Origin of the sequence: Aureimonas flava (assembly GCF_003583935.1) — a bacterium.
In the GTDB taxonomy this organism is placed as follows: Bacteria; Pseudomonadota; Alphaproteobacteria; order Rhizobiales; family Rhizobiaceae; genus Aureimonas; species Aureimonas flava.
This window is the reverse complement of record NZ_QYRN01000007.1, coordinates 254,517-275,199: the sequence shown is the minus strand read 5'-3', so window position 1 is coordinate 275,199 and position 20,683 is coordinate 254,517. Positions and strand designations below refer to the sequence as shown.

The following is a 20,683-nucleotide window of genomic DNA, read 5'->3' as shown; positions in this document are numbered from 1 at the left end:
GGGCCGTCGCCGGCCGGCTCAGATGTCCTTGAGCAGCCGAAGCGCGTCGTAGATCGCCGCGTGGGTGTTGCGGGCCGAGACGGCGTCGCCGATGCGCAAGAGCTGGAAGGCGCCGTCCGGGTTGCGCTCGACCCGCTGCGGGCGGCCGGAGACCAGCGCGTCGTGGGCGATTTCGCCGAGATTGCGCGAGCGGGGCTTCAGGTCGAAGTAGAGCTCGTCCAGCGGCCGCGTGCCGTGGTTGACGACGACCTGGTCCACGAGCCGCGTTCGCGCCGCGCCGCCGTAGTCGCTGCCCAGATGGGCGAGCAGGCGGTTGCCCTGGCGCTCGACGGACCGGAGGCGCCAGGTGACGGTGAACGTCGCGTCGGCTGCCTGCAGCGCGCGCATGTAGGGGACGAGGTTCATGCCCATGACCTCGGGCGCGAAGGCGCGGTCCGGCGTCATCACCTCCACCCTGGCCCCCGCCTGCGCGAGCACCTCCGCCGCCTGGAGGCCGACATGGTCGCCGGCGTCGTCGAAGACCAACGCCTCGGCGCCCGGCTTCGCATCGCCCGACAGGATGTCCCAGGCCGACACCACGAGCTCGTTTCCGCCCGCGAGGACTTCGGTGTGCGGCAGCCCGCCCGTGGCCACCACCACGACGTCCGGCGCCTCGTCCTCCACCGTTCCCGCCTCCGCGAAGGTGTTGAAGTGGAACCGGACGCCCCGCTTCCCGCACTGGTCCATGCGCCAGTCCACGATGCCGATCATCTCGCGGCGGCGGGGGCTGCGCGCGGAAAGGCGGATCTGGCCGCCCGGCCGGTCGGCCGCCTCGAAGACGACGACGTCGTGGCCCCGCTCGCTCGCGACCCGAGCCGCCTCCAGCCCGCCGGGCCCCGCGCCGACCACGGCCACCCTCCGGCGCTTCCCCGCCGGGGCGATCACCTGCGGCATCGACAGCTCGCGCCCCGTCGCCGCGTTGTGGATACAGAAGGCCGCGCCGCCCTGGTAGATGCGGTCGAGGCAGTAGTTGGCGCCGACGCAGGGGCGGATGTCGTCCTCGCGCCCGGCGGCGATCTTTCGCACGATGTGCGGGTCGGTCATGTGCGCGCGCGTCATGCCCACCATGTCGACCATGCCGGTCGCCACCGCATGGCGCGCCGTGGCGACGTCCGGGATCCTGGCCGCATGGAAGACGGGAAAGCGCGTCGCGGCGCGCACCTCGGCGGCGTGGTCGAGAAACGGCGCGCTCGCCATGCCCTGGATCGGTATGAGGTCGGTGAGCCCGGCGTCCGTGTCGATGTGGCCGACCACGACGTTCAGGAAATCCACGAGGCCGCTGTCCTTCAGGCGGCGCGAGATGTCGAGTCCCTCCTCGCGATTGGTGCCGCCCGGCAGCCGTTCGTCCAGCGTGTAGCGCACGCCGAGGATGTAGTCCGGCCCGACGCGGTCGCGGATCGCCCGCAGCACCTCGAAGCCGAAGCGCATGCGCGCGTCGAGCGAGCCGCCGTAGGGCGCGTCGAGGTCGTTGGTCAGCGGCGACCAGAATTGGTCGATCAGGTGGCCGTAGGCCTCGAGCTCGATGCCGTCCATGCCGCCGGCCTTCATCCGCTCGGCGGCGTCCGCGTAGTCCACGACGATGCGCGCGACGTCCCAGTCCTCCATCCGCTTCGGGAAGGCGCGATGGGCCGCCTCGCGCTCGTGCGAAGGCGCCACGACGGGCAGCCAGTCTCCGTTGTCCCAGCGCGTGCGCCGGCCGAGATGGGTGATCTGGATCATCGCCGCGGCGCCCTCCTCGTGCACCGCGTCGGTCAGCTCGCGCAGCCAGGGCACCACCTCGTCCTTGTAGGCGAGGATGTTGTTGAACGCGGGCGGCGAGTCCCTCGACACCGACGCCGAGCCCGCCGTCATCGTCAGCGCCGCACCGCCGCGCGCCCGTTCGGCGTGATACGCCCGGTATCGCGCCTTCGGCATGCCGTCCTCCGCATAGGCCGGCTCGTGCGCGGTCACGACGATGCGGTTGCGCAGCGTCAGGTGCTTGAGGCGGTAGGGCTGGAGAAGCGGATCGTTCGACATCGGCGCGGGCTCCCGTCCGGTTTCATCCGATTGCAGCCGCAATGTTCACTAGTGTCAACAGACGTGACATTCATGTCGTCGGAGGTGCCGGCCGTGCGGCCTGCATCGGACGCGCGGCGACGCGGCGTGGGCGGGCAAGAGGGGCGGCGATGGATAAGGTAGGCAACGCGGGGGGGCCACGCGGCTCGGGCGAGGCGTGGCTGGACGCGGCCTACGCGCTCCTGCTGGAATCCGGCGTCGATGCGGTGAAGATCCTGCTGCTGGCCAACCGGCTGCGCATCGCGCGCACGAGCTTCTACTGGCACTTCAAGGACCGCGAGGCGCTGCTGTCGGCGCTGATCGAACGGTGGCGGGACACCAACACCGGCGGCCTGGTGCGGCGGTCGGAGGCCTATGCCGACACGCTCGCCGAGGCGATGCTGAACGTCTTCGACTGCTGGCTGGACCGACGCCTGTTCGATTCGCCCTTCGAGTTCGCGGTCCGAAGCTGGGCGCTCCAGTCCACACGCATCCTGGCCGAGGTCCGCGCGGCGGACGAGCGGCGGCTGGAGGCGCTGTCGCGGATGTTCGTGCGCTTCGGCGTCGACCGGGACACGGCGGACGTGCGGGCCCGCACGACCTACCTGGTCCAGATCGGCTACATCTCGATGCAGGCGGACGAGACGTTGGACACGCGCCTGCAGCGCATACCCGGCTACGTCGAAATCTTCACGGGCGAGGCGCCCCAGCCGCGCGAGTTGGATCGCTTCCGGTCACGGCACGCTCTCCCGCCCGCCTGAGCGACGGGTCCTTGGCGGAAGGCGCCGCTTCGACGCGACGCGACCCTTCCTGTTCAGGGGAACACGGCCGAGAGCGCGCCGTCCATCGCCGCCGTGATGGCGTCGATCTCGGCGGCGCTCGCGACCAGGGCGGGCGCCAGGCAGAGAACGTTGTTGAGACCCGGCACGGAGCGGTTGGAGGCGCCGATCATCACGCCGCGCGCCGCCGTCTCGGCGACCACGCGGGCGATGCTCGGCTCGTCCACCGGCTCACGCGTGGCGCGGTCCTTCACGAGCTCGGCCCCCTGGAACAGGCCCATGCCGCGCACGTCGCCGATCACGGCGTGCTTCTCCTTCAGCGCCTCGAGGTTGGCGCGAAGGCGCGCGCCCATCGCCAGGCAATTGTCGAGAAGCCCTTCGTCCTCGATGATGCGCATGGTCTCCAGCGCCGCCGCCGGCCCGCCCGCGCAGCCGCCGAAGGTCGAGATGTCCCGGAAGTGGGCCATCGGGTCGGCGCCGTCCTTGAACCGCTCGAACACCGCCTCCGTGGTCACCGTGCAGGAGATCGCGGCGTAGCCCGAGGCGACGCCCTTGGCCATGGTCACGAAATCGGGCCGGATGCCGAAGTTCTGGTAGCCGAACCAGGTGCCGGTGCGCCCGAGGCCGCAGACCACCTCGTCGATATGGAGGAGGATCTCGTACCTCGCGCAGATCTCCTGCACGCGCTCCCAGTATCCCGCCGGCGGCACGATCACGCCGCCCCCCGCCGTGATCGGCTCCAGGCACAGGAGACCGACCGTCTCGGGCCCCTCGCGCAGGATGACCTCCTCGATGGCGTCGGCCGCGCGCTCGCCGTAGCTCCCGTCGTCCCACTGCCGGCGGTATTCGAGGCAATGCGGGACCATCACGAAGCCGTCGGGATAGGGCCCGTACATGGCCGCGCGCTCCGGCTGACCGCCGGCGGCGAGCGTGGCGATCGTGGTGCCGTGGTAGTCGCGCTCGCGGTAGAGGATCTTCCACTTGCCGCCGCCGTGATGCCGGTGCGCGATCTGGCGCACCATCTTGAAGACCTTCTCGTTGGCCTCCGAGCCGGAATTGTTGAAGTAGACGCGCGACAGGCCGGGCATCTTCTCCAGGAGCTTCTCGGCGAAGCGCGCGGCGGGGATCGAGCCGGCCGACTGGGCGAAGTAGTTCATGCGCACGAGCTGGTCGCGGACGGCGTCGGCGATCGAGGTGCGGCCGTAGCCGACGTTCACGGTCCAGACGCCGCCCGACAGCGCGTCGATGTATTCGCGCCCCGCCGCGTCCCAGACCTTGAGCCCCTTGCCTTCCACGATGATGCGCGGATCGCCGGTCTCCAGCGGCTTGTGCTGGAGCATGTGGTGCCAGACGTGTCGGCGGTCGGCCTCGATCACGGGGCGCAGGTCGTTGGGCTGGGGCGCGACGGTCATGGCGGAGCCTTCTGGAACGGGGAAAGCGCTCGCCGGCCAGGGGCGGCCGGCGTCGGGATCGGAGACGGACGGGTGCCGGGCCGTTGCCCGGCGGCGGTCAGACGCGGTCCATGGACCGCGCCAGGAGTTCGACCCCCTTGGGGATGCGTTCGGCCTCGATGGCGCTGAAGCCGAGGCGCATGAAGTGTGTCGGGGCCGTGCCCCGGAAGAAGAACTGCTCGCCGTATTCGAAGACGACGCCCTGGCGGGCGGCGGCCCAGGCGAGCTTGCGCGTGTCGACCGCGCCCGGCGCGGCGAGCCAGACGGCGCTGGCCGTGGGCGAGCCGATCCGCCGGCAGGCGCCGAGATCGCGCGCCAGGGCCTCGTCCAGGCGGTCGCGCCGGCGGGCGTGCTCGGCGCGGAAGGCGCGCAGATGCGCGTCGTAGTAGCCCTGGGCCAGGAACTCGGCCATCATGCGCTGGTTGTTGAGCGGCGGGTGGCGGTACATCAGCCGCCGGAGCGAGCGAAGCTCGTCCACCAGCTCCGCGTCGGCCACCAGATAGCCGAGCCGCAGGCCCGGCGAGAAGGGCTTGGACAGGCTGCTGAGATAGATCACGCGCCCGCCGGCGTCGCCCGCCTTGACCGCCGGCAGGGCGTCGCGGTCGAGATTGAGCTCGGCGTCGTAGTCGTCCTCGATCAGGATCTGGTCGCTACGACGGATCATCTCGGCCAGCCCCGCGCGGCGCGCGGCGCTCATCACGATGCCGGTCGGCACCTGGTGGCTCGGCGTGAGATAGACGTAGTCGCTCTCCGCGAGGCCGGGCGCGAGGACGATGCCCTCCCCGTCGATCGGGTGGAGCTGCACGTTTGCGCCGTGCAGCTCGAAGATCGACAGGGCGTCCCGGAAGCCGGGGCTTTCCATCGCCACGCGCGTCGACCCGTTCATCAGAAGCGCGGCGATGAGATAGAGCGCGTTCTGCGAGCCGAGCGTGACCAGGATCTCGCTCGGCTTGGCCCAGATGCCCCGCTTGGGCAGAACGCGGGTGCGGAGCTGCTCCACCAGCATCTCGTCGTCGCGGTCGAACCGGTCGTGCAGCCAGGACGGCGCGCTTTCCCGGCGCAGCGCCTTGCGCGAGGCCTCGCGCCAGCGCTCCAGCGGAAACAGGTCGCGCATCGGCTGGCCGTAGACGAAGGGGTAGGGAAAGCGCGCCCAGTCCTGCGGGCGGAAGACGCCGGCGGTCATGCCCGGCCGCAGCTTGAAGCGCCGATCCCAGTCCGGCGCGTCCGCCCCGGACCCGTCTCCTTCCCGGCCGTTCGGGCGCAGCGCCGCGTCCGGGGACGGATCGCCGGCGGGGCCGCCGGCATAGGCGTCGTGGAGGAAGAAGCCGCGGCGCGGCCGGCTCACGATGTAGCCGCTGTCGAGCAGGCTCTCGTAGACGAGGTTCACCGTGTTGCGCGACACCCGGAGCTGCCCGGCGAGCTTGCGGCAGGACGGCAGCGGCTCGTCGGCCGGAAAGCCGCCGCCCAGGATGGCGGACACGAGCGCCTCCCTGATCTGCTCCTGCAGACCGCGCCCCTTGTCGAACCGGACCGGGAGGAAGTGGTCGATCATCCGTGTCTCCGCATCGCCTGCGGGAAATTTGGAGGCAAATTTCGCGCCATTCTCCGTCGCGCCGCGCCGCATGCCCGGCCGGAACCGGCGGCAGAAGGGTCGAGGGAGCATGGGCGCCCCCGTTCGAGGCGCGCCCATGCTGCCCACGAGTTGGGCAGGGCGCATGGCGATGGTCCCTTCGCTGAGAGGCGAGGCTCGGCGGAACGGTGCGCGCGCTGGGCTCGGGGCGCCTTCCGACCTGGATCGACCGCGATCGTAGAAGCGGCGTCCGGCGGCGCGATAGGACCAGTTTGGTGGATCTGTCGAGCCAGATCGCCCCCCGTCGCGGCGACGAACGGCCTGACACGAGCGCACTGCAAAACTGGTCCTATCGGCGCGGGATTGGGCATTTCTATGATCAGCCTATTCCAGCGGCATTCGACACTTGGCCGCCGTCACGATCACCGCCCGATCCGAAGGAGCAGCGACATGCCGAGGATGACGATGGCCAAGGCCGCACGACCGACCACCCTTCTGCGCGGCCTCGCGCTCGCCGCGGCCCTTCTGTCGCCGCTTTCGGCCGCGGAGGCCGACATGGCCGACATCAAGTCGAAGGGCGTGATGACGGTCGCGACGGAGGACGACTACGCCCCGTTCAACTACATCGTCGACGGCCGTCCGGAAGGCTTCCACAAGGAGCTTCTGGAAGACCTCCAGGCGTTCGCCAAGGCCCGCGGGTTCGAGGTGAAGCAGGAGATCCTGCCCTGGACCGGGCTTCTCGCCTCGGTCTCGTCCGGCCAGTACGACATGGCCTTCACCGGGGCGCTGGTCACCGACGACCGGCTGCGCGTCTTCAACTTCGCGCCGCCCTTCGCCTCGGCCCAGCACTTCTACGTCAAGCGCAAGGGCGACGACCGGCTCGGCGACATCGCCAGCCTGTGCGGCAAGACCGCGGGGCTCCAGGCCGGCAGCGCGCTCCTCGCCCGCCTGCCCGAGCTCAAGAAGATGATGGCGGACAAGGGCTGCGAGATCGGCGAGGTGGTGGAGTACCAGTCCTATCCGGAAGCCTATGCCGATCTCGCCAACCAGCGCCTGGACTACGTCATCAACGCGCTGATCTCGATCAACGACCTCGTCAAGAACCGCGGCGACGTGTTCGAGAAGGGCATCGCCGTGTCCGGCGCGGGCTTCGCCGCCTGGCCGATCCCGAAGGAAAGCCCCGAACTCCTGGAGTTCGCCGGCGCCTTCATGAAGGAGGCCCGCGACAACGGGCGCCTGGCCGCGCTCCAGGCGAAGTGGTTCGGCGAGGCCTTCCCGGACCTTCCCGCCGGTCCGATCAAGGACGTCGAACAGTTCCACAAGCTGGCCGGCCTGGACTGAGGCCGCCGCCGCCCGGCACCCCTCGCACGATCCGCCGGGCGCTTCGGCGCCCGGCCTCGAACCCCACCGGCCACGAGCGGACATGACGCAAACAGCCTGGCTACTGCTTCTGGACGGAGCGCGGGTCACGCTCTGGATCTCGGGCGTCTCCATCGCGCTCGGCCTCGTCGCCGGCCTCGGCATCGCGCTGCTGCGCGCCGCGCGCATCCCGGTCCTCGACCAGGTGCTCGCGGTCTACACGAGCCTCGCGCGCGCCACCCCGCTGGTCACGCTGGTGCTGTTCCTGTTCTTGGCGGCGCCCCGCTTCGGCATGCCGCTCGACCGGACCGCGGCGGCGATCCTGGCGCTCACGCTCAACACCACCGCCTTCAACGCCGAGATCTGGCGCACCGCCTTCCTGAACTTCTCGCGCGACCAGCGCGAGGCGGCGCTCGCCTGCGGCATGCGGCCCGCCACCTTCTTCCGCCACATCATGCTGCCGCAGATGATCACGACCAGCCTGCCGGGCCTCGTCAACGAGATGTCCTTCCTGATCAAGAGCAGCCCCGCCATCGCCATCATCGGCCTGGTCGACCTGACGCGCGTCACCAACCGCATCAGCGCCGTGACCTACCAGCCGCTGCCGCCCATCCTGGCGGCCGGGCTTCTCTACATGGCGATCATCGGCGTCCTCATCAAACTCCAGTCGTTGGCCGAGCGGAAGGCCAACCGGCTGGCGATGTGAGGCCCGTGCGATGACCGAATGGACCATCCTCTGGGAAGGGCGCGGCCTGATCCTCTCCGGCCTCTGGCTGACGCTCTGGATCTTCGCGCTGTCCAGCGTCGGCGCCTTCCTCGTCGGCTGCCTGCTCCTCTACGGCATGGAGAGCGGCGGCCTGCCGGCCCGGCTGCTGCGCGGCTTCGTCGACGGCATGCGCGCCCTGCCCTTCCTGATCCTCGCCTATCTTCTCTACTACGGCCTGCCGCAGCTCGGGCTTCGCCTCTCGGCCGTGAGCGCCGGCCTCCTCGCCATGACGATCTACCATGGCGCCTACTTCGCCGAGATCCTGCGCGGCGCGCGCCTGGTGCTGCCGTCCGGCACGGTGGAGGCGGCCAAGGCCTACGGGTTCCTGCCGCGCACCACCTTCCTGCGCATCGTGCTGCCGCAGCTCCTCCTGCGCACGCGGCCGATGATCGGCAATCAGCTCATCTACGCGCTCAAGGACACGTCCTTCCTCGCCATCATCACCGTGCAGGAGCTGACCGCCGCCGCCAACGCGCTCCAGGCGCAGTACTTCATTCCCACGCAGGCCTTCGTGGTCGTCATCGCCCTCTACTGGGCCATCACCGTCTGCCTCGAACTCGCCGTGCGGAAGGCGGGCGCGTTCGGCATCCAGCGAGGCTTCGAGAATGTCTGAGCATCCGGCCGTCGAGATCGGCAAACTCTGCAAGAGCTTCTCGGGCTTCGAGGTGCTGCGCGACATCGACCTGACGGTGGCCAAGGGCGAGGTGGTCAGCGTCCTCGGTTCTTCGGGCTCCGGCAAGTCCACCATGCTGCGCTGCATCAACTGGCTGGAGGAGCCCGACAGCGGCACGATCCGCATCGCCGGCCAGCGCATCGGCTTCAACGAGGCCCGCAACCGGAAGATGACCAACCGCGAGATGGCCGCCATCCGCGCCCGCGCCGGCATGGTGTTCCAGAGCTTCAACCTCTGGCCGCATCTCAACGTGGTCGAGAACGTCATGATCTCGCCGGTCCAGGTGAAGGGCGTGCCCAAGGCGGAGGCGCGCGGGGCCGCGATGCGCCTGCTGGAGAAGGTCGGCCTGCGGGAGAAGGCCGAGGTCTATCCGTTCACCCTGTCGGGCGGGCAGAAGCAGCGCGTGGCCATCGCCCGCGCGCTCGCCATGAGCCCGGAGGTGATCCTGTTCGACGAGCCGACCTCGGCGCTCGATCCCGAGCGCGTCGGCGAGGTGCTACAGGTCATGCGCGACCTCTCGGCCGAGGGCTACACGATGATCGTCGTCACCCACGAGATGGACTTCGCGCGCGCCGTCTCCAGCCAGGTCGTGTTTCTCGACAAGGGCCTCATCATCGAGAAGGCGCCGCCGGAGAAATTCTTCAACAACCCCGATTCCGAGCGCGTGCGCCGGTTTCTGGAACGGGTGGACTGACGGACCGCCCCGCCGCGCCGCCCGCCACCGGCCGCCCGCCCCCTCGATCCGAAGGACCCCCGCCATGACCAACGTCGCCTTCATCACGGGCGCGACCTCCGGCTTCGGCCGTGCGGCCGCCCGCCGCTTCGCCCGCGAGGGCTGGGCGCTGGTGCTCGCCGGCCGCCGCCTCGAGCGGCTGGAGGAGCTCGCGCGCGAACTGGAGGGGACGGTGCCGGTCCACGTCGCCGCGCTCGACGTGCGCGACGCGGCCGCCGTGCGCGCCGTGGTGGACGCCCTTCCGCCCGCCTTCCGCGCGGTCACGACGCTGGTCAACAACGCGGGCCTCGCCCTTGCGCCGGAACCCGCGCCCCGCGTGGCGCTGGAGGACTGGCACACGATGATCGACACCAACGTCACCGGCCTCGTCAACGTCACCCACGCGGTGCTGCCGCTGCTGATCGAGACGGGGGCGGGCGCCAGCATCGTCAACATCGGCTCGGTGGCCGGCGAATGGCCCTATCCCGGCAGCCACGTCTACGGCGCCACCAAGGCCTTCGTGAAGCAGTTCAGCCTGAACCTGCGCTGCGACCTCCTGAAGACCGGCGTGCGCGTCACCGACATCGCGCCGGGCGCGGCGGAGACCGAGTTCGCGCTGGTGCGCACGCGCGGCGACCGGGCCGCCTCCGACGCGGTGTATCGCGGCACCACGCCGCTGACGGCCGAGGACGTGGCCGACCAGATCGTCTACGTCGCCACCCTGCCCCCGCACGTCGCGGTCAACCGGCTGGAGATCATGGCCCAGCGCCAGGCCTGGTCGCCCTTCGCCGTGGACCGGGACGCCTGAGGCGCGAGGAGCGCGGAACCAGGGTCCGGCCATGGACATCGTCGGCACGGTCATGGCCGCCGGCCGGGCGGCGGTGGAGCTGTCGCTCTTCACCCTCCTCCCCGTCATGGTAGTGATGCTCTCCATCATGCGGCTGGCGGAGGCGGCGGGCATCCTGGACCGGCTGACGCGCCTCCTGGCGCCGGTGCTGCGCCCGTTCGGCCTGGTCGGGCTCAGCGTCTTCGCGCTTCTGCAGGTGAGCTTCGTCAGCTTCGCCGCGCCGGTCGCGACGCTGGCCACCATGGACCGGCGCGGCGTGTCGGACCGCCATCTGGCGGCGACGTTCGCGATGGTCCTGGCGATGGGCCAGGCCAACGTCGCCTTTCCCATGGCCGCGCTCGGGCTCGACGTCGGACGCTTCCTCGCGGTTTCCACGCTGGGCGGCCTGGTGGCGGCGACAGCCGCCTTCCACCTCTTCGGGCGGGGCCTGCCCGTCGGAGGACCGGCCGACGAGGTTGCGGCGGACCATGCGGCGACGACGGAGGACGGACGCGGCGTCCTGGGTATCATCAACCGGGCGGGCGGCGAGGCGTTTCGGATCGCGGTCGGGTCGATCCCGATCATGGCGCTGTGCTTGAGCGCCGTCGCCGCGCTGCGGGCGGCGGGCGCCCTCGACGCGTTGAACGGGCTGCTCGCGCCGGTTCTCGACGGGTTCGGGGTGGATGCGCGGCTCGTGACCCCGACCCTCGGCAAGGCCCTCGGCGGCGGGGTGGCCGCGCTCGGCGTCCTGGCCGACCAGACCGCCGCGGGCACGGTCGACGCCCGCTTCGTGAACGCGGCCGCCGGCTGGCTCGTCCACCCGCTCGATCTGCCCGGCGTCGCCGTCCTCGCCGCCGCCGGACCCCGGGTCGCGCGGCTATGGGGGGTCGCCGCGCTCGGCGCCGCGACGGGCATTCTGGTCAGGACCATGCTCCACGCCGCGCTTGCGGGCGCTTGACGCAACGTCAGGGACAAGCCGGGCTGGCAAGGCGGCGCCGTCCCTCTCGATGCGGGGTCTTTAGCCAAATGTAAGTCCGGCCGGGTAGCGTCGCGGCGACCGGCCGGGCAGCTGTCCGGTGGAAATGCAGCAGGCGTGTCTTCCGATTCGGAGCATCGCGACACGGAAGGAAGCGACGATGACGAACGGCATGCGAGAAAGACCTCATCTCGGCCCCGCCTTGTTGGGCGCCGCCTATTTCGCCCTCGCCGCCGCGTCGATCCTCCTGACCCGCTGGGGTGCGCAGATCGCCACCATGTGGCCGGCCGGGGGCCTCGCGGTCGCCGTCCTGACCTCGGCGGACCGGGCGCACCTGCGGCGCTATGCGCTCGCCGTCGCGACGGGAAGCCTGACCGCCAACGTGGTCTGCGGCGTGCCGATCGGGAGCAGCGCGCTCTACACCGCCGCGAACGTCACGGAGACGCTTCTGGCCGTGCTCCTCCTGTCGCGCGGCCCGTTCGGCGGACCGTCCTTCGTGGATGCGCGACAGGTCGCGCGCTTCTGCGCGATCGCCGCGTTCGCCTGCCTGGTCAGCACCGCCGTCGCCAGCGCCGACACGGCCTGGAGCGACTGGCGCTTTTCCGCCTCCTGGTTCGCCGCCGACCTCCTGGGCATGGTCCTCGCGGCGCCGCTCGTGTTCCTGTGGCTGGAGCGGGATGGGGGCGATACGACCTCCGCGCTCACGCGCAACGGGGCGGGGATGTTCGCCCTGGCCATGGGAGGGGTGGCGATCGTGACCTCCACGGTCTTCGCCCAGTCGTCGCTGGCACTCCTGTTCCTGCCCTCCGCCGCGCTGATCGCGGCGGCGCATGCGACCGGGCCGCTGGGCGCGACAGCCGGAACGCTGGTGATCGCGGTGATCGGCTCGGCCGCCATCGCCTCCGGCCAGGGCCCCACCATGTTCATCCACAGCGGACCGAGCGAGCAGACATACTTCCTCCAGTTCTATCTCGCCGTCCTGATGGGATGCGGCCTGTCGATGGCCGCGCTCCAGACCGCGCGCGACCGGCTGATGGCGGACCTTCGGAACCAGACGCGCCTCCTGTCCATGGCCGAGCGCGTCGCCAAGATCGGCCATTGGCACCTCGAACTGGCGACCGGCGCCGTCACCTGGTCGGAGGAGGTGTTCCGCCTCCACGGCATGGACGAAGGCCACGAACCCAGCCTGGCCACCGGACTTGCGGCCTATCATCCGGACGACCGGGAGCAACTGGGCGCCGCGATCGCCCTCGCCACCCGCACCGGCGACGCGTTCCGGATGCGTGCCCGCCTCATCCGGCCGGACGGGGAGATGCGCTATGTCGACGTGTCCGGCGAGGCGATCGTCGCGGACGGGGTCGTCCGGTCGCTGTTCGGCGTGCTGCAGGACATCACCCGTCAGGTCGAGATCGAACGGGGGCTGGAAGCCTCCCGCGAGGAGGCGTTGGCGCTGGCGTCGGAGGCGACGATCCGTGCCGAGACGGACGCCCTGACCGGGATCGCGAACCGCCGGCGCATCCTCGAGGCGATCGACGCCGCGGTTCGGGACGCGGCCGCCTCGCGCGAGCCGCTGTCGCTCGCCATGTTCGACATCGACCACTTCAAGCGGGTCAACGACCGGCACGGCCACGCGACGGGAGACGCCGTGCTGCAAGGCGTGGCCTCCGCGGCCAAGGCCGCCGTGCGCGGGTCGGACCTCGTCGGTCGCCTGGGAGGCGAGGAGTTCCTGGTCGTTCTTCCGGGTGCGAGCCAGGCGGTCGCGATGGCGATCGCCGAGCGCATCCGCCAGGAGGTCCGGGGTGACGGCCGCGAGCGCGAGGGTCGGCCGCCGGTGACCGTCAGCCTCGGCGTGGCGACGCTGGAGGGCGGGGAGGACGGCGCGGCGCTGATGCGTCGCGCGGACCTCGCGCTCTACCGCGCCAAGGCCGAAGGGCGGAACGTCGCCCGCTTGGCGGCCTGAAAAAGGCCCCTTCGGCGGGACGAGCGATGTCGCGGCGTCGCGGTCATCCCGCCGGCGCGGCCGCACCCGTCCCAGCATCGTCGCGCCATCGGCGAAGAATTTCCCGACCGGCATCGTCGTGCGGTCTTCGCGCCAAGTTCGTGGACCATCGCGCGTAAGGTCTCGGCCAGAGGATTTCGGTCCCGTGGCCCGGGTTCAGCTGGCGTTCAGGTTGCGACACGTATCGTCCCCCTCGACGGCTCACGAGAAGCGCCTGTCCGTTCCCGTCCCTTCACGGGCAGGTGCCTATGGCTGGACGTCCCGACCGGGACGTCCAGCTATGCCGCATTCGTCGGGGAAGACCGTTCCGCTCGCCGGGCGGCACGCGCGCTCGACGCGGTTGCGACCCAACCGGAAGCCCGTTGACCTCCGGTTGGGCTTGCTGCGCCCTTCAGGTTGCCCTTCCGCAGCGCCGCATCCTCGCATGCCGTACCATCGCTTCCAATCGGGAAACGGACGACGGCGCGGGAGCCGCGCGGCGCCGGTCAGGCGTCGGCCGAACCCTCGTCCTCGTCCGCGATGTCGAAGCGCACGCCCTGCGCCAGGGGCATCGCGTAGCCGTAGTTGATGGCGTTGGTCTGGCGGCGCATGTAGGCCTTCCAAGCGTCGGAGCCGCTCTCGCGCCCGCCGCCGGTCTCCTTCTCGCCGCCGAAGGCCCCGCCGATCTCCGCGCCCGAGGAGCCCATGTTGACGTTGGCGATGCCGCAGTCGGAGCCGAGCGCCGACAGGAACCGGTCCGCCTCGCGCATGTCGGTGGTGAAGATCGACGACGACAGGCCGGCGGCGACGCCGTTCTGGAGCGCGATCGCCTCGTCGAGCTCGCGATACGTCACGACGTAGAGGATCGGCGCGAAGGTCTCGACCAGCATGGGCCCGGCCTGCCGGGGCATCTCCACCAGCGCGGGACGGACGTAGAAGGCCGCCTCGGGAAGGCCCTCGGTCACGCGGGCACCCTCGTGGACGGTGCCGCCCGCCGCGCGCGCCGCCTCCAGCGCCGCTTCCATCGCCCGGAAGCCGGCCTCCTCGAACAGGGGGCCGACCAGCACGTCGCCGTCCAGCGGATTGCCGATCGACACGGTGGAGTAGACGCGCTTCAGGCGCGGCAGAAGCGTGTCGTAGACGCTCTCGTGCACGAACAGGCGGCGCAGCGTGGTGCAGCGCTGGCCGGCGGTGCCCACCGCGCCGAAGGCGATGGCGCGCAGCGCGAGGTCGAGATCGGCCGAGGGCGTTACGATCGAGGCGTTGTTGCCGCCGAGCTCGAGGATGGCCCGGCCGAACCGAGCGGCGACGCGCTGGCCCACCGCGCGCCCCATGGCCGTCGAGCCCGTCGCCGAAAGGACCGGAACGCGGCCGTCGTCCACCAGCGCCTCGCCTGTGGCGCGGTCGCCGAGAAGCAGCACCGACAGGTGCTCGGGCGCCTCCTCGAAACGCTCGATCACCCGCCGCGTCAGCGCCTGCACCGCGAGCGCGGTGAGCGGCGTCTTCTCGGACGGCTTCCACACCACGGCGTCGCCGCTTACGAAGGCCAGCGCCGCGTTCCAGCTCCACACCGCCACGGGGAAGTTGAAGGCCGAGATCACGCCCACGACGCCCGCCGGGTGCCATTGCTCCTGCATGCGGTGGTCGGCGCGCTCCGAGCCCATGGTGAGACCGTAGAGCTGGCGCGACAGGCCCACGGCGAAGTCGCAGATGTCGATCATCTCCTGGACCTCGCCCAGCCCCTCGGAGGGAACCTTGCCCACCTCGATCGTGACGAGGCGGCCGAGGTCGTCCTTGACGGCGCGCAGCTCCTCGCCGAGGAGGCGCACGAATTCGCCCCGGCGCGGGGCCGGAACCCGGCGCCACTGGAGAAACGCCTCGTGCGCCTTGCGGATGAGATCGCGCGCCTCCTCGGCCGAGGCGTCGCGCACCCGGCCGATCGTCTCGCCGGTCAAGGGCGTCCGCACGGCCCGCTCCCCTTCGCCGTAGAGCGCGGCGTCGACCCCGAGCCTGGCGAGAAGGCGGGCGGCTTCGTCTTGGAGGCGCGTGGGCTGCTGCATGTCTGAAATCCCATGGCGATGACGGTTCGGGGGGATGTCGTCCACCGGGACCGCCGTTGCAAGGGACCCTGCGTTGTGACCCTATGCCGAAATGGAATGGGACGGAGGGCCCGATGCCGCTGGCACGCAGCCTGATGCCGTCGCTTCAGGAACTGACGACGTTCGAGGCGGCGGCCCGCCACGGCAACTTCACCATGGCGGCCGCGGAGCTGGCGCTGACCCAGAGCGCGGTGTCGAAGCAGGTCCGCCAGCTCGAGGAGACGCTCGGCGTCGTCCTGTTCGACCGCACGCGGGGGCGGATCACGCTGACGCGGCTCGGCGAGCGCTACATGCGCTCGGCCCGTCGGATCCTGCGCCAGTACGAGACCGAGACGCACGGCATCATCAGCGCGGCGGGCGCCGAGTCGGCGCTGCGTCTGGCCGTCCTGCCGACCTTCGCCTCGCGCTGGCTCATCCCGCGTCTGCCGGAGTTCCTGGCGCTCCACCCCGACGTCACGATCAGCATGACGACCGAGCCCGAGCCGTTCGACTTCGGCGACAAGGCGGTGGACGTCGCCATTCACTACGGCGCGCCGAACTGGCCTCACGGCGAGCCCGTGTTCCTGTGCCGCGAAAGCATCGTGGCGGTCGCCAGCCCCCGCTACGTCCGCGAGTTCGCGATCGCCACGGCGGCCGACCTCGCCGGCGCCACCCTCCTCCAGCAGGCGTCCCGGCCGAGCCTCTGGCACGAATGGTTCCAGGCGCGCGGCGCGGCGCACCCCCACCCCTATCGCGGCCCGCTGTTCGACCAGTTCGCCATGACGAGCCAGGCGGCGGTGGCCGGCATGGGCGTCGCTCTGGTGCCGACCTTCCTGGTGGAGACCGAACTCGCCAGCGGCCAGCTCGCCGTGCTGGACGAGCCGCCGCTGCCGGGCAGCGGCGCATACTACGTGGTCACGCCGCTGCGGCTGCAGCACACGCCCCTGATCGCGGCCTTCGTGGACTGGCTCATCGGCAAGACCGCGCTTCGCTAGCGGGCCCGGCGCCTTGCCCCCCTCGGCGGCGGGGCGCGTCCCGCCTCAGGCGACCGCGCTTCGGCGGAGCGAGGCCAGGGTGTCCGTCCGCGAGCGCGCATCCATGGCCTCGTAGAGCGCGATCTCGTCGGCCACCTCGGTGCCCAGGTCGCGCACGAAGGCCGCGCGGTTGGCCTGGGCGGCGAAGTTGCGCTGCGTCTCGTCGCCGAGATTGGACTGGAAGATCCCGGCCGCGCTGACAGGCAGGAAGTCCTCGTAGGTGATCGGCTCGGCCGCGACGAAACCCGCGGCGATCAGCCGGTCCAGGTCGAGGGTGGCGGGCGCGCCCGGCTTGCCGGTCGCCCGATACCGGAAATAGGCCAGCCCCGCGCGGCGCAGCGTGTCCTCGTCGTCGGGAAACGCGGCGAAGACGCGCGCGAGCGCGGCCATGTAGTCCTCGGCGTTGCTGCCGTCGGCCTTGACCTGAACCTCGCCGCGCACCGTGTCGAGCAGCCGGTCGTAGAGCGCCCGCCCCTCGGGCGTCAGGGCGACGCCGCGCTGCTCGATCTCGCCGAACCGGGCGGTATGGGTGCCGTCGGTTGCCGCGTCGCCCGTCCCGGCACCCGTCCCGCCCTTGAAGGCGATCCCCTCCTGAAGCGCCTTGAAGCTCGTCTGGCGCAGGAGGATCGGCACGCGGCGCGGCGGCGGCCCTTCGATCACCGCCTTGGGCGCGATGCCGCGTTCGGGCATTCCGGCCTGGGCGGCGTCGATGTCGAGGGTGCGGGGCGTCAGGTGGTTGATGTGCGGCCCCTTGAAGCACACGACGTCGGCCACCAGCGGGTGGGCGGCCCGCAGGCGCTGGTAGGCCTCCGCCGCGACCGTCGCCTCGCCGTGCCAGCGGAACGTCTCGAGCGCCTCGCGCACGAAGCGGTCGGCCTCCTCGTCGTCCAGGCCGCCCCGGCGCTCGGCGGCCTCGATCAGCGCGAGGCAGCCGTCGGTGAAGATCCGGCGCCGGGCGAGGATCGCGGCGGCCTCCTCGCGCAACGCCTCGTCCCGCACGAGGTCGAGGCGCAGCAGCGAGGTGAAGACGCGGAACGGATTGCGCCGGAGGGCCTCCGGCTCGACGGGGCGGAAGGCGGTGGAGTGCACCGGCACGCCGGCCACCGACAGGTCGTAGTAGCCGACCGGCACCATGCCCATCACGGCGAAGAGCCGGCGCATGGTGAAGAGCTCCTCGGCGGTGCCCAGCCGGATCGCCCCATGGCGCTCCAGGTCGAGCCGCTCGATCTCGCGGTTGTCGGCGAGGCGCCGGTCGAGCGCCGGGTCTGCCCTTCGCGCCGCGGCGTTGACGTCCGCCACCAGCGCCATCAGCGTCCCGTACTGCGGCACCTCGGCCCGGTACATCTCGGACATCGCCCGGGAGAAGCGGGTGCGGATCGCGTCCGGCGAGGCGAAGGAACTGGACGTCATGGGGCGGCTCCGTTGAGATCGGCGCGGAGCCTAGCGCGCCGGGCGCCGCGCTAGAAGCCATCACTGCTCATCGGGGCATTCCGGTTTGGAATGCCGGCGTCAGCGCGCGATGCGGGTCGACAGGATGATCGAGGACTGGGTGCGCTCGACGCCGTCGATCGAGCCGATCTCGTCGATCCGCCGGTCGAGCTCGGCGATCGAAGGCGACGCGACCATCGCGATCAGGTCGAACGCGCCGCTGACCGAGTGAAGCGCCGTCACCGCCTCCACACGCCCGATCGCCGCCGTCACCTGCGCGAGCGACTTCGGTGCGATGGTCACGAGGACATGGGCTCGCACGAGGCCCGAGACGTAGGCTTCCGACAGGCGCACGCCGTAGCCGGTGATGACGCCGAGCCGCTCCAGCCGCTCCAGCCGCGCCTGGGCCGTGGTGCGCGAGACGCCCAGCCGCTTGGCGAGGGTGGCGACCGGCACGCGCGCGTTCTCGCCCAGAAGCGCGATGAGTTGCCTGTCCTTGGACGTGATCTCCAACCGATCCACCCATCTTGCCGAAATCGCCCGTCGATCTGTCTAGAAGAGCTCGGCGATCCGAGCAATGCGCAGCTTTGATCGGCCCGAGCCGCCCTTACGATGCGACCGTCGGGGCCGAGCGAGGGAACGGGATATGAAGGACGTCGTGGTGATCGGGGCCGGCAAGATCGGCGGGGCCATGGCGCTGATGCTGGCGGCGACGGGCGACTGGCGCGTCACGGTGGCCGACCGCAGCGCGGAGCAGCTCGCCGAGGTGGAGCGCCATCCGGCGATCCACACGCGGCCGCTCGACATCCTCGACCACGGCGACGTGGTGGAGGCGCTGCGCGGACGCTTCGCGGTTCTGTCGGCAGCGCCCTTCCATCTCACGGGCCGGATCGCGCAGGCCGCGCGCGAGGCCGGCACGCACTATCTCGACCTGACCGAGGACGTGGCGACGACCCGCATCGTGGAGGCGCTGGCCGAGGGCGCGTCCAGCGCCTTCATTCCCCAGTGCGGCCTCGCGCCCGGCTTCGTCTCGATCGTCGCGAACGACCTGGCGGCCCGCTTCGACACGCTCGACAGCGTGCGCATGCGCGTCGGCGCCCTGCCGCGATATCCGTCCAACGCCCTGAACTACAACCTGACCTGGAGCACGGACGGGCTGATCAACGAGTATATCGAGCCCTGCGAGGCGATCGTGGAGGGACGGCTCGTCACGGTCCCCGCCATGGAAGAGCGCGAGGAATTCTCGCTGGACGGGGTGACCTACGAGGCCTTCAATACGTCGGGCGGCCTCGGCACGCTGGCGAAGACGCTGGCGGGTCGGGTGCGGACCATGAACTACCGCACGATCCGCTATCCGGGCCACCAGACCATCATCAAGGCGCTGCTCAACGACCTCAATCTGAAGAACCGCCGCGAGGTCCTGAAGGACCTGTTCGAGAACGCCCTTCCGGCCACCATGCAGGACGTGGTGGTGGTGTTCGTGACAGTGTGCGGCTGGCGCGAGGGGCGCTACCTGCAGGAGACCTACGCCAACAAGATCTACGCGGGCGTGGTGGCGGGGCGCCGCATGAGCGCGATCCAAATCACCACCGCGGCCGGCATCGCCGGCGTCCTCGATCTCCTGGCCGAGGGGCGTTTGCCGACCCGAGGCTTCGTGCGCCAGGAGGAGATCGCCCTCGGCGACCTGCTCGCCAACCGGTTCGGCCGCGCCTACGACCCCGAAGCGTCGCGGCTGGGCCTCGCCGGCTGAAGGCAAGCCGGCGGCGGCCCTAGTGAGCCGCTTCCGCGCCATGGGGTGGCGGTCCGTCGGCATTCTTCGCGGCGGCAGGGAAACGGGAGCCGTCCGCCATTCGCCTCAATGGGAAACGCCGCGCGGGAAGCGTCGCCCTTCTTCGAGCGAACAAGGGTGGGCCAAGCCCGGAGCGCGACGACGAGAACGAGGGTGGTGACGAAGATCGCAAGGGCCAGCATGGGATGTCCATGCGGTGGCGGCTCAAGGAGAGATTCGGCCCAACGCACCAGCGCGGTCAGCGTTGCGGGATGCCGACGCTGACCACCCCGCCGGCCTCGTTGGCGAAGCGGGGGATGGGGTGGTCGAGCAGGCGCAGCACGGTTTCGGACGGCCGGCACAGGCGACACGCCGGGGCGTGACCACGATGGGGCAGTTGATGAGGATCGGATGCGCGAGCATCGCGTCGAGGATCGCCTCGTCGGTCAGCGTCGGGTCGTCGGGGCGAAGCTCGGAATAGGGCGTGCCCTTCTCGCGCAGGAGATGGCGCGGGCAGGCCTCCGTTGCGCGGATCCGCGCCGTGAGCGTCTCGCGGCTCGGCGGGATCTTCGGGTAATCGACCACCTCGGGCGCTTGGTCGGAGCGGCGGATCATCTCCGAGTCAATGCGCGAGGTGCCGCAGGCGGAATCATGGAAGACCGTGACGGTTACGGGCGGGCTCCGGCGGATAGGTGCGCGGGGCCGGGTCGCCGAACGGTCCGCAGATCTCAGGCATGCCCGTGCAGCAGTCCTCGGTCAGGAAGGCGAGGAGCCGGCGCATGCGCTCGTGGTGTGCGGCGTAGAGGACATGGCGTCCGTCGCGCCACGAGCGCAGGAGGCCAGCGCGCTCCAGCGCCGAGAGGTGGACGCTCCTGTGCGTCGGCGGCACGGCCGGCGCCTGCGCGATCTCGCCGGACGACATGCCGTCCGCGCCCGCACACACCAGCGGACGAGAGGCGGCTAGGCGGTCGGCATGGGCAAGGGTGGAGGGGGCGGCAACGGCCGTGTCGTCGTTCATCCCTTCGACACTGCAAACATGCTCGTAAGATCAGGGCGACGCGTCGCGGCTTCGATATAGGCATGGTCGGGCCGATGGCTCGCCGCTCCCCTCCTGCCAACTGACCCCGTGCCTCCCGCCATCGTCCGAAAACTCGCGCGCGCCTTCCCAGCGGCGCCGGCACGGCACGCGAGCGGAGGCCTTCCGCGGCATCG

General features: G+C 71.0%; 17 protein-coding genes and 1 pseudogene. 10 read left to right on the top strand and 8 right to left on the bottom strand.

Translation table 11 applies throughout. The features are described 5' to 3' along the window. Positions 1 to 18 precede the first annotated feature (18 nt). Entirely contained in the window at positions 19 to 2,055 is a 2,037-nt protein-coding gene (locus tag D3218_RS14735) for an NADH:flavin oxidoreductase (protein WP_119540848.1), read from the bottom strand. A 149-nt stretch (positions 2,056 to 2,204) separates the two neighbouring features. Between D3218_RS14735 and D3218_RS14730 the strand changes: the two genes are divergently transcribed. Further along, on the top strand, positions 2,205 to 2,834 hold the full coding sequence (locus D3218_RS14730; protein WP_119540847.1) for a TetR/AcrR family transcriptional regulator: 630 nt from the start codon (positions 2,205 to 2,207) through the stop codon (positions 2,832 to 2,834). 53 nt (positions 2,835 to 2,887) lie between these two features. Here D3218_RS14730 and D3218_RS14725 read toward each other — a convergent pair whose 3' ends face one another. After that, entirely contained in the window at positions 2,888 to 4,264 is a 1,377-nt protein-coding gene (locus D3218_RS14725) for an aminotransferase family protein (RefSeq protein WP_119540846.1), read from the bottom strand. A 97-nt stretch (positions 4,265 to 4,361) separates the two neighbouring features. After that, positions 4,362 to 5,855, bottom strand: coding sequence for an aminotransferase-like domain-containing protein (locus tag D3218_RS14720; RefSeq protein WP_119540845.1), 1,494 nt, complete (start codon positions 5,853 to 5,855; stop codon positions 4,362 to 4,364). A 468-nt stretch (positions 5,856 to 6,323) separates the two neighbouring features. On the opposite strand from D3218_RS14720, the gene D3218_RS14715 reads away from it, so the two are divergent. The 7 genes from D3218_RS14715 to D3218_RS14685 all read left to right on the top strand — a co-directional run bounded on the left by D3218_RS14715 (position 6,324) and on the right by D3218_RS14685 (position 13,145). Then, complete coding sequence (locus tag D3218_RS14715; protein ID WP_210209684.1) at positions 6,324 to 7,214, top strand: transporter substrate-binding domain-containing protein; 891 nt, start codon at positions 6,324 to 6,326, stop codon at positions 7,212 to 7,214. 82 nt (positions 7,215 to 7,296) lie between these two features. After that, positions 7,297 to 7,938, top strand: coding sequence for an amino acid ABC transporter permease (locus tag D3218_RS14710; RefSeq protein ID WP_119540844.1), 642 nt, complete (start codon positions 7,297 to 7,299; stop codon positions 7,936 to 7,938). Positions 7,939 to 7,948: 10 nt separating this feature from the next. Then, the gene (locus D3218_RS14705) at positions 7,949 to 8,611 is read left to right on the top strand and encodes an amino acid ABC transporter permease (protein WP_119540843.1); all 663 of its coding nucleotides are present in this window, start codon (positions 7,949 to 7,951) and stop codon (positions 8,609 to 8,611) included. Continuing rightward, on the top strand, positions 8,604 to 9,365 hold the full coding sequence (locus D3218_RS14700) for an amino acid ABC transporter ATP-binding protein (protein WP_119540842.1): 762 nt from the start codon (positions 8,604 to 8,606) through the stop codon (positions 9,363 to 9,365). The genes D3218_RS14705 and D3218_RS14700 overlap by 8 nt, the downstream gene beginning before the upstream one ends. 64 nt (positions 9,366 to 9,429) lie before the next feature. Beyond that, a complete protein-coding gene (locus tag D3218_RS14695) occupies positions 9,430 to 10,191 on the top strand; it encodes an SDR family NAD(P)-dependent oxidoreductase (protein ID WP_119540841.1) in 762 nt (253 codons plus the stop codon). Between the two features lie 31 nt (positions 10,192 to 10,222). Then, positions 10,223 to 11,167, top strand: coding sequence for a nucleoside recognition domain-containing protein (locus tag D3218_RS14690; protein WP_119540840.1), 945 nt, complete (start codon positions 10,223 to 10,225; stop codon positions 11,165 to 11,167). A 178-nt stretch (positions 11,168 to 11,345) separates the two neighbouring features. Further along, positions 11,346 to 13,145: a sensor domain-containing diguanylate cyclase gene (locus D3218_RS14685; RefSeq protein ID WP_168990536.1), complete on the top strand. Its 1,800-nt coding sequence runs from the start codon at positions 11,346 to 11,348 to the stop codon at positions 13,143 to 13,145. Between the two features lie 524 nt (positions 13,146 to 13,669). On the opposite strand, the gene amaB is transcribed toward D3218_RS14685, so the two are convergent. Beyond that, the gene (gene amaB / locus D3218_RS14680; protein WP_119540838.1) at positions 13,670 to 15,223 is read right to left on the bottom strand and encodes an L-piperidine-6-carboxylate dehydrogenase; all 1,554 of its coding nucleotides are present in this window, start codon (positions 15,221 to 15,223) and stop codon (positions 13,670 to 13,672) included. A 113-nt stretch (positions 15,224 to 15,336) separates the two neighbouring features. On the opposite strand from amaB, the gene D3218_RS14675 reads away from it, so the two are divergent. After that, positions 15,337 to 16,236: a LysR family transcriptional regulator gene (locus D3218_RS14675; protein ID WP_119540837.1), complete on the top strand. Its 900-nt coding sequence runs from the start codon at positions 15,337 to 15,339 to the stop codon at positions 16,234 to 16,236. 45 nt (positions 16,237 to 16,281) lie between these two features. On the opposite strand, the gene hglS is transcribed toward D3218_RS14675, so the two are convergent. Further along, on the bottom strand, positions 16,282 to 17,685 hold the full coding sequence (hglS, locus tag D3218_RS14670) for a 2-oxoadipate dioxygenase/decarboxylase HglS (protein ID WP_119540836.1): 1,404 nt from the start codon (positions 17,683 to 17,685) through the stop codon (positions 16,282 to 16,284). Between the two features lie 99 nt (positions 17,686 to 17,784). After that, entirely contained in the window at positions 17,785 to 18,216 is a 432-nt protein-coding gene (locus tag D3218_RS14665; RefSeq protein WP_119540835.1) for an Lrp/AsnC family transcriptional regulator, read from the bottom strand. Between the two features lie 133 nt (positions 18,217 to 18,349). On the opposite strand from D3218_RS14665, the gene D3218_RS14660 reads away from it, so the two are divergent. Then, complete coding sequence (locus tag D3218_RS14660) at positions 18,350 to 19,453, top strand: saccharopine dehydrogenase family protein (protein WP_119540834.1); 1,104 nt, start codon at positions 18,350 to 18,352, stop codon at positions 19,451 to 19,453. A gap of 277 nt (positions 19,454 to 19,730) precedes the next feature. On the opposite strand, the pseudogene D3218_RS14655 reads toward D3218_RS14660, so the two are convergent. Both D3218_RS14655 and D3218_RS14650 read right to left on the bottom strand, forming a co-directional pair. Next, a pseudogene (locus tag D3218_RS14655) lies at positions 19,731 to 20,086 on the bottom strand (ArsC/Spx/MgsR family protein). Positions 20,087 to 20,120: 34 nt separating this feature from the next. Beyond that, entirely contained in the window at positions 20,121 to 20,489 is a 369-nt protein-coding gene (locus D3218_RS14650) for an ArsR/SmtB family transcription factor (protein WP_119540833.1), read from the bottom strand. Positions 20,490 to 20,683 lie beyond the last annotated feature (194 nt).

Bases quoted from the DNA above. Each gene is read 5' to 3' on its own strand.
- D3218_RS14730 (WP_119540847.1), top strand. From the start codon at position 2,205: ATGGATAAGGTAGGCAACGCGGGGGGGCCACGCGGCTCGGGCGAGGCG.
- D3218_RS14695 (WP_119540841.1), top strand. From the start codon at position 9,430: ATGACCAACGTCGCCTTCATCACGGGCGCGACCTCCGGCTTCGGCCGT.
- D3218_RS14685 (WP_168990536.1), top strand. From the start codon at position 11,346: ATGACGAACGGCATGCGAGAAAGACCTCATCTCGGCCCCGCCTTGTTG.
- D3218_RS14660 (WP_119540834.1), top strand. From the start codon at position 18,350: ATGAAGGACGTCGTGGTGATCGGGGCCGGCAAGATCGGCGGGGCCATG.
- D3218_RS14715 (WP_210209684.1), top strand. From the start codon at position 6,324: ATGCCGAGGATGACGATGGCCAAGGCCGCACGACCGACCACCCTTCTG.
- D3218_RS14705 (WP_119540843.1), top strand. From the start codon at position 7,949: ATGACCGAATGGACCATCCTCTGGGAAGGGCGCGGCCTGATCCTCTCC.
- D3218_RS14725 (WP_119540846.1), bottom strand. From the start codon at position 4,264: ATGACCGTCGCGCCCCAGCCCAACGACCTGCGCCCCGTGATCGAGGCC.
- hglS (WP_119540836.1), bottom strand. From the start codon at position 17,685: ATGACGTCCAGTTCCTTCGCCTCGCCGGACGCGATCCGCACCCGCTTC.
- D3218_RS14710 (WP_119540844.1), top strand. From the start codon at position 7,297: ATGACGCAAACAGCCTGGCTACTGCTTCTGGACGGAGCGCGGGTCACG.
- D3218_RS14690 (WP_119540840.1), top strand. From the start codon at position 10,223: ATGGACATCGTCGGCACGGTCATGGCCGCCGGCCGGGCGGCGGTGGAG.
- amaB (WP_119540838.1), bottom strand. From the start codon at position 15,223: ATGCAGCAGCCCACGCGCCTCCAAGACGAAGCCGCCCGCCTTCTCGCC.
- D3218_RS14735 (WP_119540848.1), bottom strand. From the start codon at position 2,055: ATGTCGAACGATCCGCTTCTCCAGCCCTACCGCCTCAAGCACCTGACG.
- D3218_RS14650 (WP_119540833.1), bottom strand. From the start codon at position 20,489: ATGAACGACGACACGGCCGTTGCCGCCCCCTCCACCCTTGCCCATGCC.
- D3218_RS14700 (WP_119540842.1), top strand. From the start codon at position 8,604: ATGTCTGAGCATCCGGCCGTCGAGATCGGCAAACTCTGCAAGAGCTTC.
- D3218_RS14720 (WP_119540845.1), bottom strand. From the start codon at position 5,855: ATGATCGACCACTTCCTCCCGGTCCGGTTCGACAAGGGGCGCGGTCTG.
- D3218_RS14675 (WP_119540837.1), top strand. From the start codon at position 15,337: ATGCCGCTGGCACGCAGCCTGATGCCGTCGCTTCAGGAACTGACGACG.